Genomic DNA, 13,870 nt, shown 5'->3' with positions numbered 1-13,870 from the left:
GTTGCTCTAGGTTGCGTAGAAGCCGGCGCTCTCGAGGGCTCCGTCGCGCACGTCGTAGAGTCTGACACGCGGGCGCTCGCCGTCGTCGACCACGGCAGGGGCACCGAAGATGCGAGCACGTGCCGTTTCGCGTCCGGCGTCGCGTGGCGAGAGTCTGGCTACGTCTTCCACGCGCGCGAGGGCGCCCTTGCCGAGGCGCACGATGCTGTCGACGACCTTGTGGAGGTGTCCGTGGAGGATCTGCAGGCGCGGGTGCTTGCCGAGCAGGTCCACGGCGTGCGCGTAGCCGCGGAGGCCGTCGATCCACTGCCAGACCGCGTTCCTCTCGGTCACGAACGGTGGATGGTGGAAAACGAGGATGATCGACTTGTCGGTAAACGCCGGATCGCGCAGGCGCGAGTGCACGGCGTCGACCGCGTCCGAGGTGAGGTGGCCTCCGGATCGCGCGATCGATTGGAAACAGGACGTGTCGATGGGCATCAACACCACGTCACCGCGCTCGACGACCTGCCCGGTGAGAAAGGCGCTCGCCGACGACCATCGCTTGAGCGGCCCGGCCATCGCCTTCTTCCAACCGTCGGCGCTCGTATACGCATCGTGGTTTCCCGGGACGAGCGTGACGCTGCCGTCGGGCAATCGTGCTTCGTCGAGGAGCGTTGCGAAGTGTTCGAACTCGTTGGCGTCACCGAGCTCGGTGAGGTCGCCCGAGATGACCACGTGGCCGGCGCCGCTCGCTTTCGCGGCAGCGAGCCCTCGCGAGAGTTTGCGGGCCCGCTCGCGTGGGTCGACGGATCGTCCCATGCTCACGGCACGAGCGGTGATTCGATAGCGTGCGGCCGAGCGGCGCGTGTGAGGGTCGAGGATGTGAACGTCCGAAAGATGAGCGATGCGGAGCATCGAAGGACTCCCTCCAGTACTGCGGAGTGGGCCTAGGAGTGTGCGAACAAACCTACGCGCTTCCTTCGATGATCTTGAATCGGCTTCGGTTCCAGCGCCACGCCTTGCGCGTAAATTCTTACGCAGCGACGCCACAGCGCCCACATGTCCGCTGTACGAGCCGCAGGCAGGGCGCGGCGAAACCGTGTGATCAGCCCTGGCCGGGGAGTGTCATCGAGCCCGGAACGACGAGGGCGAGCTGGTCGATGAGCTGCTGGTGGATCGCTCCGTTCGTTGCGATCACGTGACCGGTCGAAACGTAGTCCTCGCGCCCGTCGTAATCCGTCACGCGGCCTCCGCTCGCACGAACGATGGCGGAGCCGCCGACGAAGTCCCACGGCCTGAGCTTGCGCTCCCAGTAGCCCTCGTACGTGCCGTCGGCCACGAGGCACAGGTCGAGCGTGGCCGAGCCACAACGCCGGACGGCCTGGCACTTCTTCTTGATGGCCACGAACGCGTCGAAGTTGTTGTCGCTGCTCGTCTTGCGGTCGTACGGGAAGCCCGTCGCGAGGAGCGAGTCTTCCAGGCGATCGGTCACACTGACCTTGCACGGCTCGCCCTCGGCGCCTTCGACGTTTGCCGGGCCCCACGCGCGGCGCATGGCTACCGCCTCACCGTCCGTCGCGACGAAGCCGAACCACTCGAGGCCGAGCGCGGGAGCGACGACGACGCCGAAGACCGGGACGCCGTTTTCGATGAGGCCGATCGCGATGCACCAGAACGGATGGCCATGCGCGAAGTTCGTCGTGCCGTCGATCGGATCGACGTAGAAAACGGGCTGACCCTGAACGAGGGTGCCTCCGCCCTCCTCGCCGATGACCGGGAAGGGGAGCTCCGTGGTGAGCCGGTCGCGGAGAAGCAGCTCGCTCTCGCGGTCGAAGCTCGTGACGAGATCGACGGCGCCCTTGTGCTCGATGACGGGCCGCCGGCGGTAGCCCTTCATGACGAGCGTACCTGCGTCGCGCGCGGCTCCTCGGCAGACGGTGAGAACGCGCTCGAGGTCGTTGCGATTCATGACCGACTCGCGAGCGTGGAGAGAAGCTTGGCGTGGATGCCGCCGAAGGCGCCGTTCGATAGCAGAGCGATGGTGTCGCCGGGGGCGGCCTGCTCGGTGATGCGCGCGACGATGGCGTCGACCGTGGGCATCGCTTCGGCAGATTCACCGATTTCGCGCGCTAGCTTGTCGACGTCGAGGCGCTCGGCCTCGGGGATGTTCGTGCGACCGAGCGGTGCGAAGAGCACGCGGTCGGCGGCGCGGAAGGCCGTGGCGTATTCGTTCTGGTGGAGCGAACGGCACGCCGTGGCGGAGCGAGGCTCGAAGATGGCCCAGAGGCGACCGTTTGGCTCGCGCGACTTGAGCGCGCGAAGCGTTTCGTCGACGGCCGTGGGGTGATGCGCGAAGTCGTCGTAGACGGCGATGCCGCCCGGGCGGCCGAGGAGATCTTGCCTGCGACGCACGCCTTCGAACGCCGCAAGCGCGGTTCGTGCCGTGGCTACGCCCACGCCGAAGCCCTCGGCGCACGCCGCGATCGCGCCGACCGCGTTGCGAACGTTGTGGGCGCCGGGAACTTTGAGCGCGAAGCGGCCGCAATACGAGCCACCTGCGTAGAGATCGAATGGCTGCGCGCCGGTGACGGGATCGGGGGCCACGAGGGCTCCGAACCAGGTCGGTGTCACGTCGCCGGTCTCGTCGCCGTCGAGCCCGTAGAAGGCCACGCGCGATTTGGCACGGCTCGAGACGAGCTTGCGCGCGCGAGCATCGCGAGCGTCGGCGGCGATGAGCCCGTCGGGCGGGAGCTTGTCGATCATCGCCGCGAACTGCGCTTCGTAGACGTCGGCCGACGGATAGATGTCGATGTGATCGTGCTCGATGCTCGTCAGGATCGCGACGTCGTCCGAGCCGACGCCCACGTAGTCGAAGAATTTCGGCTGCTTGTTCCAGTAGACCGCGTCGTACTCGTCGCCCTCGACGACGAACGGCGCGGGTTTGCCCATTCGCGCGCCGCCCATGCCGCCGAGCTTGCGCTTCGTGCTGCCGATGGAGGCGCCCGACGGGAAGTTCTTGGGTAGGCCGCCGATGAAGAAGCCGGGCTCGAGCCCCGCTTGCGCGAGGATCCACGCGCACATGGCCGACGTGGTCGTCTTGCCGTGCGTGCCCGTCACCACCAGCGGCCTTCGCCCCACGAGGAAGTGCTCGCGCAGCGCGCCCGACATCGAGGTCTTCGCCACGCCGAGCTCGTCGGTCCGGACGGCCTCGACGTTGTCGCGACGGATGGCGTTGCCCACGACCACGAGGTCGTAGCCTGCGTCGATGTTCTCCGCCTTGTAGCCCGGGAGGCAGCGAATACCGGCCGCCTCGAGCGCGGGCCCCATCGGCGGATCGAACGACATGTCCGAGCCGCTCACGTCGTGCCCCGCGTCGCGGAGCAACATCGCGAGCTGACCCATTCCCGTCCCCGAAACACCGATGAGGTGGACGCGCATCTCTCGACTGCTCACTTCTTGATGAACTTGAACGAATCGCCGTCCACGTCGACGTGAACGGTGCTGCCCGTCGCGTAACCGCCGGCGAGGATCTCTTCGGCCAGCGGATCTTGCACGGCCTTCAAGATGGCACGCTTCAAAGGACGCGCACCGAACGCAGGCTCGTAGCCGCGCTCCACGAGGGCCATCTTCGCGCCTTCGCTGAGATCGAGCTTGAGCTCGCGATCCGTCATGAGCTTCTCGAGGCGACGGAGCTGAATGTCGACGATGCCGCGCAAATCTCCCTTGGAGAGCGGGCGGAACACGATGACGTCGTCGATGCGGTTCAAGAACTCCGGACGGAGGAAGTTCCGGAGCTCCTCGTGCAGCACGTCGCGGAGCGCCTCGCGGCCTTCCTCGGATTCGAAGAGCTTGGGATCCGTCTCGAGGATGCGCTGCGAGCCGATGTTGCTCGTCATGATGACGACGGTGTTCGAAAAGTCCGCCGTGCGGCCGCGACCGTCGGTGAGGCGCCCGTCGTCGAGGACCTGCAAGAGCAGGTTGAAGACGTCGGAGTGGGCCTTCTCGACCTCGTCGAAGAGAAGCACGCTGTACGGACGACGACGCACGGCCTCGGTCAAGAAGCCGCCTTCCTCGCTGTCGACGTAGCCGGGAGGCGCACCGACGAGGCGCTGCGCCATGTGCTTCTCCATGAACTCGCTCATGTCGAGGCGAGTCATCGACTGCTCGTCGTCGAAGAGGAACTCGGCGAGCGCCTTGGCGAGCTCGGTCTTGCCGACACCCGACGGGCCGAGGAAGAGGAAGCTTCCGATCGGCTTGCCCGGATCACGAAGGCCGACGCGACCACGTCGAACGGCCTTCGACACGGCCTTCACGGCCTCGGTCTGCCCGATGACGCGCGCGGTGAGGCGCTCCTCCATCTTGAGGAGCTTCTCGCTCTCGCCCTCGAGCATCTTCGCGACGGGAATGCCGGTCCAATCACCGAGCACCAGCGCGACGTCTTCCTCGGTGACGATGCCCGAGACGCTGTCTTTCAGGCCGGCCTTGTCGACCGCGGCATCGGCCGCTTCGAGGCGACGTCGCACGTCGGGGATCTGCACGTGTTCGAGCTCGCCGAGCTTCGCGAAGTTCTGCTCCTTGCGCGCTTGTTCGAGCTGCGCTTGGAGCTTCGCCATCTCCTCGCGGAGGGCCGTCTGCGCGGCGAGGGCACCGCGTCGCGAGTCGAGCTTCACGCGCATCTCGGCGACGGTGGGCTCGAGCTCGGCGATCTCCTTCTGGATGCGGTCGCGCGTCTTTACGCTCATCGCATCGGCGTCGTTCTCGAGACCGGAGAGCTGCGCCTTCAGCGAGGCGACGCGACGAATCGCGTCGTCCATGTGCGCGGGCAGGCCGTCGATCTCCACGCGCTTGCGCGCCGACGCTTCGTCGAGGAGGTCGATCGCGCTGTCCGGAAGGGCGTGCTCCTGCACGTAACGCTTGGCGAGACGCACCGCCGCGACGATGGCCGGATCGCCGATCTGCACCTTGTGGTGCTTCTCGAAACGCGTGGCGATGCCGCGAAGGACTTCGATCGCGCCTTCCGGTGTGGGCGGCTCGATGGTGAGAAGCGTGAACTGCCGGAGCAGGCTCGCGTCTTTGTCGTTCAGCTTGCGGAGGCCCTCGGGCGTGGTCGACGCGACCATGCGCACTTCACCGCGCGCGAGCATCGGCTTGAGGAGATCGAAGACCGCGCTGCCGCTCTGTCCGAGGAGCGACTCGAGCGACGAGATGTACAGAAGCGCGTCGCGCGCCTGAACGGCGGCGAACACGGCCTTCAAGCGATCTTCGACCTCGCCGCGGAGGCGCGCGCCAGCGAGGAGCTGGCCGACCTGGAGCTCGAGGATCGCCAGGTTCGCGAGGTTCTGCGGAACGTCCGCCGTGGCGATGCGCATGGCGAGCGCGGAGACGATGGCCGTCTTGCCGACGCCCGGTTCGCCGACGAGCAGCGGATGGTTCTTCTGGCGGCGCTCGAGAATCTGCAGGAGCCGGCGCACGTCGGTGTCGCGACCGATGACCGGATCGAAGGCGCCTTCCTTTGCCCGCGCCACGAGGTCGATCGCGAACTTCTGGAGGACGTCGCCGCCGGTTGCGGCGCTCGCGGCGCTCGTGCCCGGCGCCTCGCGCGGAACGCTCTTCAACGCGGCCATGTGCGGACGGAGCGAGCCTGGGCCGAGTGCGAAGGCCTGCAGCACGACGGCCGCGGGGCCGCGGATCTCCTGCGAGAGCGCATTGAGCAGGTGCTCGACGCCCACCGCCGTGCCGGCGCCGGCTTCCTTCTCGGCGCGCGTCAGCAAACTGAGCATCGCCGACGAGAGGTACGCGAGCCCGGTCGACGCTTTCGTCAGCTTGCCGAGTTGCGCTTCGACCTCGGCAACGACGTCGGTCGGCTCGGCCCCTGCTGCTTTGAAAACCGCAGCCACGCCGCGGTCGCGATCGAGCGCGCGTGCGAGGAGGTGAATGGGCTCGACCTGGACGTGCTTGCGCTCGTCGGCGAGGGTCTGTGCGGCGGCCACGAGGGCCTTCGCATCGGAGGCATAGCGCTCGAGTTGGATCGTTTGCTCGGCCGGCATCGGAAGGACGAAGCTACCACGCCGTCCACATCGTCACCACGAGCGGATCAACGGGAATAACAGGCCGCCCGGCACGCGTTGAGACCCGAGCAATCCGCGTCGTCGAAACAGGCATCCCACGGGGCGCAGCAGAACGCTTCCGTGCAACGAGTGCACGCCGTGCCGCCCGTGGAGACGTCGTTCTTGCACGCGAGAGGACCGGCATCGCCCGCGTCGTCAGACGTTCCGCCGTCGAACGGGCCGGTGGCATCGATGCACGGGCCTTGGCAGTTGTCGCTCCAGCAGGTGTCGATGGCCTCGTCCTTCACGAGACCTGCCGGATGGGCGGTGTCACACGCGGCGAGGCATCCGTCGAGCGTCGGGTCGGCTCCGCTGTCGGTCGCACGCGGAGGATCAGGCCTTGGCGTGGCGGGAGGCAGGGGCGCGTCCGTCCCGCTGTCTTCGGCTGCCGCGGTGTCGCTACCCGGGTTGTCGCTCGAGCATCCAACGAAGGCCGCGATGGCGAAAGCGGCGGCACCCACGCCGACGGCGATCGAAAGAGAGGAAAGCGAATGGCGCACGCGAAAGCTCATCAGCATTCGAATGCCCCCTCGCCGGAGCTCTGTCAATCGACGCGGAGGTCGACCCGTGCGACCCGTGGTTGTGGGCGCCCCGCAATGCCTGCGCTGGCGACGGGCCGCGGCATGGCTAGAATGGGAGTTCCCCGATGAGCGCTCGAGTTCGCGTCTATTCCACCCAGATCTGCCCCTACTGCATCCGCGCGAAGGTCCTGCTGAAGGAGCGGGGCATCGCCTTCGAAGAGATCGACGTCTCGGGCGATGCCGAAAAGCGCGCGTGGCTCGTCCAGGCGACCGGCGGCCGACGCACGGTTCCGCAGATCTTCATCGATGACGAGTCGATTGGCGGCTTCGACGAGCTGCGAAAGCTGGACGTGTCCGGCGAGCTCGCGAAGAAGCTCGCCGCCTGAGCACGGCTCCGCGTTCTTCGACGCGACAAAACCAAAACGCCGTTCGCGACTCGGTTTGCAAACCGCGTGCGAACGGCGTTTCTGCACTTCGGAACGTCCAAGTCCGTTACCCGGACGCTCCGCGGATGCCTGTCTCAGGCGCTGAAGGATTCGACGAGCTTTGCCACGTCGCGTGCGGCGACCGAGCAGAGTGCCACGCGGAGCGCTCCCTTGGCCGGAACGACGAACACGCCCTTTTCCTTCATGCGGACGGCGCGCTCGTGCGCGTCGTCGGTGAAGACGGTGACGAAGAAGCCGCCTTCGTAGCGCGGGTACTTGAGGCCGGCGCCCGGCGCGAGGCGGTTCCACTCGGCGACGCGTGCCGTGAGGAGGTCCTTCATCGCGTCGCGCTCCTTGTTGCACGCCGCTTCGAGGTCCTTCTCGGCGAGAAGGCGGGTGACCGCGCGCATGGCGCCGCGCGTGCAGTTCGACCAGGTGCCGCGCGACGAGTAGCTGAGGGCGGCCTCGGTCATCTTGCGCTCGGTCGCATCCGGAACGCAGGCGACGAGCGCGCCGACGCGGAGACCGTAGTGCGTGAACGTCTTCGAGGCGCTCCACGCGAAGAGCAGACCGACCTTGCCGAGAAGCGGACGGAGCTCGGCGAGGAACGCGCGCGGATCGCCGGGCGCGTAGGCGAAGTACGCGGTGTCGACGAGGAGGGTGACGGGGCCGGTGCTGCCGTGCTTGAGCAGGACGTCGACGACGCGGCGCCACTCGTCAGCGCGCATCGAGTAGCCCGTGGGGTTGTGGCACGGGTCGTTGATGAAGATGAGCGCGCGCTTCTGCTCCGCGAGCATCGAGCCGAGCGCCTTGTCGAGCGCGGCCACGTCGAGGCCCCCCTCGGCGTCGAACATCGAGAACGTCGCGAGCTTGCGATCGGCCTCGTCGCAGAGCGTCTGGTAGGGGCCCCAGAAGTAGCTCGTGGTGAGCAGCGACTGCCCCGGCTCGAGGTAGTTCGCAATCGCATGACGAAGCGCACCCGAGCCGCCGGGCGTCGCCGTCGCGAGCGCGCACTCCTTCAGCGTGGGCTCGCTACGGAACAGATCGTCGATCACCGCCGCGAGGAAGTCCGGCGAACCGGCAATGGGCGCGTAGGCGGCCCATTCCTCCGCAGGGATCTCGCTGATGATGCGCGTAGCCGTCGGGAGGATCGCGAGCTTCCCGTTATCGTCGAGAAGCGAACCAACGGTGGCGTTGACGATGGCTTCACCACGACCGCGGCGGGTCATGGCCTCGCGGTTGAGCGCGAAGATCGGATCGTCGGAAGGGCGGTTCTGATGCGACGGGATGACGTGAAACATGGGATCTTGTCTCGACTGCTACCGCTCGCAGAACCGGGCGTAAAGCCTTGCCGTGCTTGGGCTGTGACGCACTCCGTCAGGACGTCCGCCGTACGGTGACACGTCGCGCTCAGGCGTCTTTCCCGAAGATCTCGTCGGCGGCCAGCACCTCGTCGGCCTTGACCACGCTGAAGTACAGACCTCGAGCGTAGAGCCGGCGTCGGTCCGCCTCGGACAGATCGCCCTTCCGACCGAACGTTGCCTGCGCGAGCAAGATCGCGGCGCTCACGCTGACGTTCAGGCTCTCGACCATGCCTCGCATGGGCACGCGAACGTGGCGCGTGCATGCCTTCGCGAGATCCTCGGCGATGCCGTCACGCTCGTTGCCTAGGACGAGCGCGAGGCCTGGCACACCGGCGAGATCGTTGGGGGTCAGCTCGCCATCGGGATGCGCACCGATGATCTCGAGGCCTTGCGTCTGGAGGTGGGCAAGCACCTCCTCGGACGACTTCCACGCGCGCAAATCGACCCATTTTTCCGAGCCGCGCGTGACCGTGGGCGAGGCGAGGAACGTCTCTTTGCGCTCCACCACGTGCACGAACTGGACGCCGAACGCCTCGCACGAACGAACGACGGCCGCGCCATTGTGGGGATCGTGCGGAGCATCGAACACGACCTGCACGCTCGACAGGCGCTGGTCGATGATGGAGAGCAGGCGCTCGCGCCGTCGATCGAGTACGAACGGCTCGAGGAGGCGGATCACGCGCTCGGGATCGTGCCGCTCTGCGCGGGCGATGAGGGTCGGTACGAGCTGGGCGCCGGGGATCATCCCCGGGGTTTTTCGTCTCACGGCGCGCTGCCACTTAGCACGGGGCGCCCGGAGGAGCGGGATTGCGCAGCGGAATCGGGCCACGATCCGTGGAGAATGAAGGCGTCTGGGGCTAACTTCGCGAAGTTCGGCCACAAATGGGCGATTTTCGACGGCCCCGGCTAGAGTTGGACCGGGCGGACCCTCCCGAACAGGCCGCCAGACTCGATCGTCGAACCCTTACCGGCCATGCATTCGCCAAGCTCAGGCACGATGCTTCCTCCGATCCGACGCAGGCGGCGTCGTGATTGGGGCCGGATTTTCGCCCGCATTTTGTGCGTGGTGTTCGCGATCGCGGGGCTCGTTCCCGCGTCGATCGGGGTCCTCGTGCAGACGCCCTGGGCGCGCGGCATTGCCACGCGCGAGACCCAGAAGCTCATCGCCGGTCTCGGCATCGACGCCTCCTACCAGCTCGAGCTCCAGCTCTGGCCGCTGTCGGTCACGCTCCGTGACGTCCGCGTGGCATCGACCGATGGCGGCACCCCTTTCCTCACGGCCAAGCGCGCCACGGCGCGGCCCAAGATCTTCGGCTTGCTCGCCGGAAAGGTGACCATCGACGAGATCGAAATCGAGGAGCCGAAGGCGCGCGTCGTCATGAAAGACGGCAAGCTCCAGAACCTCCATCTCGAGCTGCCCGAGTCCAAGGAAACCGGGCCGATGAAGCGGCCGCCGTTCTCGGTCATCTCGGCGAGCGGCGCCGACGTCGACATCGAGATCGACGGCATTCGCGGCCAGGGCCACGAGATCGACGTCGACGTCTCGACCGACGACGACGGCCAAGGAGGCACGGCCTTCGAGGTTGCCGTTCGCGTGGCGGAGGCCCGCGGCCGGCTCGTACGCAAGCTCAAGGACGGTGGTTCCGCCGTCGACGACGACCTCCTCTGCCGGCTCGATGGGCGCGCCCGCATCGAGCCGACACGTATTCTCGTGCGTCGCCTCTCGGCGTTCGGAGGCGTCGACTTCGACGTCGCCGACGCCCCCGCGATCGATTGCACGCTCCCGAAGAGCGACAAGCGCTACGTCGAGCTCGCCTTCGGTCACTTCTCGGTAGGCCTGCCGAAGAAGAAGGGGGACCTGCCCACCCTCGACGGTCACGCGAAGGTGCGCGCGCCGCTCGCGGTGATGAATCGCTTTCCCGGCACGCCCGACATCGACGGGTGGGTCTCGGTGGATACCGAGATGCACTACTCGCCCGAGACCCCCATCCCCGACATGACGGGGCGCCTCGAAGCGTCGGGCATTCGCCTCGATCACTTCTCGTTCGCCCGCTCGATCAAGAGCGACTTCGCAATTCGACGCAGCATCGTCACGAGCCCGCTCACGCGCGTCGAAATTGCCGACGGCGTGGCGGAGATTCGAGACGTCGAAGTGCAGCCTCTCGCCAAGGGACTCCCGCTCAAAGCGACGCTCGACGCCCACGACGTGAGCTTCGCCTCGCTGATGATCGATCTCGGTGTCGCCAAGACTCCGCATGTCACGTGGGATATCCGTGAGGTCCACGCCACGGCCATCCACGGCACACTCGACCCGCTCAAGCTCGACGGAGACCTCTTCGCGCACACCACGAACTTCGCGGTGTACGACGCGCCGATCATCAGTGACACCAAGACGCGCGCCATCGGCGTTGCGCTCGGAGACATCCGCGGCAAGCTCGCCATCCGACCCACGTCGCTCGAGTTCCACAACACGACCGTCACAACGTCGCACAGCGTGATCACCGGCGTGCTCGTCTCGCTCGGCTTCCACGAGGTGCTTCGCGTCGAGGTTCCCGACGCGAAGGTCGCCCTCGAAGACGTCTCGCCCATCGGCAGCGTTGCCATGAGCGGCTTCGCGCAGGCCAAGGCCACGATCGTCGGACCCTTCGGCGACCCGAAGATCGAAGGCGACGTCTCCATCCAGAACTACACGCTTGGCGACAAGCCCAACGAGCTCGGGTTCGGTAACGTCACCCAGGGCCACATCCTCGTCGAGCACCTCGATCAGAAGGCAGTCAGCCTCGTCGACGTACGCGCGCAAAAGGGCAAGAGCAACTACGAGCTGCCCACCGGTCGCCTCGAATTCGGCGGCGCGGCGAGCATGCGCCTGGATGGTCAGGTCACCTCCAAGAACCTCGACATCCGTGACTTCTTCTCCGTGTTCAAGCTCGACGAGGACCCGCGTTTCCTCGAGCTCGAAGGAACGTTGGAGACGAGCGCGCGCGTGCACCTCGCCCTCGGCGGTCCGGAGGACCCGTGCAAGGGCGGTTACCTCGAGGTGTCCGCGTCGACCAACATGCGCAACCTGAATCTCCTCGGCGAGCGCTTCGACGAGGGCCACGCCGACTTCGACTACCGCTGGTTCGATCGCCAGGCCGGCATCGAGGGCGCCGAGGTCGACGTGCGTTCGCTCTCGCTCGCCAAGGTGAAGAAGGAGGGCAAGGCTGCCATCGGCTCGGTGCTGGGATCGGTCTTCGTCAAACGCGGCGGCGAGCTCCGCGGAAGCATGGTCATGCAAGGCTTCCCGCTCTCTCGTACGGACATGATCGGGAAGGCGGCATCAAGCATCGAGGGCTCGGCTTCGGGCGTGGCGCGCGTGAGCGGCACGGTGTCGGCGTATGCGGTCGATGCCGACGTGAACGTCACGCCCGTGCGCATCGGGGGCGTGCCATTCGGAGGTTCGGACGTGCACGTCTCGCTCGTCCAGCATCCAAAGGCCCCGAAGATCGTGGGCAAGACGGTGTGCGGTGCGCCCATCTCCGCGCCGTTCGACAAGGATGCCTACCTTCGCGACACCTCGGTCCAGGGCACCATCACGGCCTCCGGCGCGCTCTTCGGTGGCCAGGTGAAGCTCGACGACGTGGTGATGACGCGCCAGAAATCACCCGTCGTGTCCGGCAAGCTCGAGCTCGCGCGCTTCGACCTCGGGCCGATCGGAAAGCTGTTCGTCAAAGAGAGCGAAGAGGAGGGCGTGACGCCGTCGCCCATCGGCGGCGAGATCTCCGGCGACATCGTCCTCGACCGCATCGCGATGAACGACCTGCCTCACGCGAAGGCCAGCTTCGCGCCGAAGGCCATGCGCGTGACGCGCGGCGGTCAGCGCCTCGAGTGGAAGCCCGCCCCCGTGGCCTTCACGCTCGAAGACGACGCGGTCACGATCCCGCGATCGACCTTCGAGCTCGCCACGCCGAACGGCCTGAAGGGAGCGTTCTCGCTCAACGGCTCGGTCCGCAAGATCACCCGCGGTGCGGAGCTCGCGCTCGACGCCGAGCTCTCGCCGATCGATCTCGGTATCCTCGTCGGCGTGGTTCCGCGCGTGACACGAGCGCGCGGCACGCTCAGTGGCTCGGTGCGCCTCGGCGGAAGTGCGTCGTCTCCGCAGTTCGACGGCCAGCTGAAGATCAAGGGCGGCGAGTTCGGCATCAAGGGGTTGCCGAGCGATCTCTCCGAGGTCGATGTCGATCTGACGGCCGACGAAAGCGAGGCTCGAATCACGCGCGCGACCGGGAAATTCCTGGGCGGCGACGTGAGCATGACCGCGCGCATGCCGCTCAAGGGGGGCCAGCTCGGCGTGGCCGAGGCAACGCTCATCGGGCGTCAGCTCTATCTCTCGCCCGTCGAGGGCGTGAAGGCCACGGTCGACGCCGATCTCGCCGTGACGGTGAACCCGAACGCCACGACCGCCACCGGACGCCTTCCGTTCGTGGGCGGCGACGTCACCATCACGTCATTCGAGGCGACCAAGCCCTTCACGCTGAACCTGACGGACTTCCGCGGCGGCGCCAAGCGCACGGTCGTGGAGACCTACGATCCCACGCTCGACGCCGTGAATCTCGGGTTCGACGTTCGCTCACGCGCCCCGCTCCGCATTCGCAACAACCTCGTCGAGGCGCAGCTCGCCATCGACCCTCGCGGCATCCACGTCTCGGGCACGAACCAGCGCATGGGCCTACGCGGCGAGCTCAACACGCTCCCCGGCGGACGCTTCCGCGTCTTCGCCAACGACTTCGACATCCAGAAGGCGACCATCCGCTTCGACGACCCCACGCGCATCGTTCCTCACGTCGACGTGATCGCCGTCACCGAGTACCGCCGCTACAGCAACACCCTTACCGGCGCCGGTGCGGGCCCCACCGCCGTCGCGCCCACGGCCGGCAACATCTCGACGGGCGGGCAGGGCGGCAACCTCTGGCGCATCACGCTCCACGCGTATGGTGACCTCGAAGAGCTCAGCATCGACATGACGAGCGATCCGGCGCTCACGCGCGAGGACATCTTCTTCCTCCTCACCATCGGTCTGACCCGTGCCGAGGTCGATCAGGTGCGCGCAGGCTCGGTCTACGCGAGCGCGGCCTTCGAGACGATCGGCACCATCAGCGGCGTCGACCGCGCCGTCAAACAAGCCATTCCCGTCATCGACGACTTTCGCCCCGGCACCGCCTATTCGCCGCGCACGGGGCGCGTCGAACCGAACATCACCGTCGGCCGTCGTCTCGGGGAAAATGTCCGCGCCCGCGTGACGAGCGGCCTCGCCGAAGATCCACAGCTCCGCTCGAGCATCGAGTGGCGGCTCAACCGTTCGCTGACCGTCGAGCCCTCGTACGACCGAATCAACACCGTTTCGTTCACCAACGTCGGAAACTTCGGCATCGACTTCCGCTGGCGGCTCGAATTCAACTGATCTCGTGCACCTACGCGCCGCATTTTTTGCC

General features: G+C 67.0%; 9 protein-coding genes. 2 read left to right on the top strand and 7 right to left on the bottom strand.

Annotation, left to right across the window (positions count from 1 at the left end):
- Positions 1–6: 6 nt before the first annotated feature.
- From AKJ09_RS13065 to AKJ09_RS13045, 5 genes are all read right to left on the bottom strand, one after another.
- Positions 7–897 (bottom strand): metallophosphoesterase family protein, encoded by an 891-nt coding sequence (locus AKJ09_RS13065; RefSeq protein ID WP_146647528.1) that lies wholly within the window; start codon positions 895–897, stop codon positions 7–9.
- Positions 898–1,087: 190 nt separating this feature from the next.
- A complete protein-coding gene (locus tag AKJ09_RS13060; RefSeq protein WP_146647527.1) occupies positions 1,088–1,951 on the bottom strand; it encodes an inositol monophosphatase family protein in 864 nt (287 codons plus the stop codon).
- Complete coding sequence (locus AKJ09_RS13055) at positions 1,948–3,435, bottom strand: UDP-N-acetylmuramate--L-alanine ligase (RefSeq protein WP_240488463.1); 1,488 nt, start codon at positions 3,433–3,435, stop codon at positions 1,948–1,950. The genes AKJ09_RS13060 and AKJ09_RS13055 overlap by 4 nt, the downstream gene beginning before the upstream one ends.
- The gene (locus tag AKJ09_RS13050) at positions 3,432–6,029 is read right to left on the bottom strand and encodes an ATP-dependent Clp protease ATP-binding subunit (protein WP_146647526.1); all 2,598 of its coding nucleotides are present in this window, start codon (positions 6,027–6,029) and stop codon (positions 3,432–3,434) included. The genes AKJ09_RS13055 and AKJ09_RS13050 overlap by 4 nt, the downstream gene beginning before the upstream one ends.
- Before the next feature lie 47 nt (positions 6,030–6,076).
- Positions 6,077–6,589 (bottom strand): hypothetical protein, encoded by a 513-nt coding sequence (locus AKJ09_RS13045; protein ID WP_146647525.1) that lies wholly within the window; start codon positions 6,587–6,589, stop codon positions 6,077–6,079.
- 146 nt (positions 6,590–6,735) lie between these two features.
- On the opposite strand from AKJ09_RS13045, the gene grxC reads away from it, so the two are divergent.
- Positions 6,736–6,996, top strand: a complete 261-nt coding sequence (gene grxC / locus AKJ09_RS13040) for a glutaredoxin 3 (RefSeq protein ID WP_146647524.1) — start codon at positions 6,736–6,738, stop codon at positions 6,994–6,996.
- A gap of 134 nt (positions 6,997–7,130) precedes the next feature.
- On the opposite strand, the gene AKJ09_RS13035 is transcribed toward grxC, so the two are convergent.
- Both AKJ09_RS13035 and AKJ09_RS13030 read right to left on the bottom strand, forming a co-directional pair.
- On the bottom strand, positions 7,131–8,336 hold the full coding sequence (locus AKJ09_RS13035) for a pyridoxal phosphate-dependent aminotransferase (protein WP_146647523.1): 1,206 nt from the start codon (positions 8,334–8,336) through the stop codon (positions 7,131–7,133).
- A 109-nt stretch (positions 8,337–8,445) separates the two neighbouring features.
- Positions 8,446–9,165: a TrmH family RNA methyltransferase gene (locus AKJ09_RS13030; RefSeq protein ID WP_146647522.1), complete on the bottom strand. Its 720-nt coding sequence runs from the start codon at positions 9,163–9,165 to the stop codon at positions 8,446–8,448.
- A 297-nt stretch (positions 9,166–9,462) separates the two neighbouring features.
- Between AKJ09_RS13030 and AKJ09_RS13025 the strand changes: the two genes are divergently transcribed.
- The gene (locus AKJ09_RS13025; RefSeq protein WP_169927503.1) at positions 9,463–13,839 is read left to right on the top strand and encodes a translocation/assembly module TamB domain-containing protein; all 4,377 of its coding nucleotides are present in this window, start codon (positions 9,463–9,465) and stop codon (positions 13,837–13,839) included.
- The last annotated feature ends 31 nt before the right edge of the window (positions 13,840–13,870 follow it).

This window comes from Labilithrix luteola, from assembly GCF_001263205.1.
GTDB lineage: Bacteria > Myxococcota_A > Polyangia > Polyangiales > Polyangiaceae > Labilithrix > Labilithrix luteola.
The sequence above is the reverse complement of the archived record's forward strand: the minus strand, read 5'-3'. Positions and strand labels throughout refer to the sequence as shown.

What these genes read in the sequence shown, in the direction of transcription:
- AKJ09_RS13050 (WP_146647526.1), bottom strand. Translation starts at nt 6,029, where the DNA reads ATGCCGGCCGAGCAAACGATCCAACTCGAGCGCTATGCCTCCGATGCG.
- AKJ09_RS13035 (WP_146647523.1), bottom strand. Translation starts at nt 8,336, where the DNA reads ATGTTTCACGTCATCCCGTCGCATCAGAACCGCCCTTCCGACGATCCG.
- AKJ09_RS13065 (WP_146647528.1), bottom strand. Translation starts at nt 897, where the DNA reads ATGCTCCGCATCGCTCATCTTTCGGACGTTCACATCCTCGACCCTCAC.
- AKJ09_RS13060 (WP_146647527.1), bottom strand. Translation starts at nt 1,951, where the DNA reads ATGAATCGCAACGACCTCGAGCGCGTTCTCACCGTCTGCCGAGGAGCC.
- grxC (WP_146647524.1), top strand. Translation starts at nt 6,736, where the DNA reads ATGAGCGCTCGAGTTCGCGTCTATTCCACCCAGATCTGCCCCTACTGC.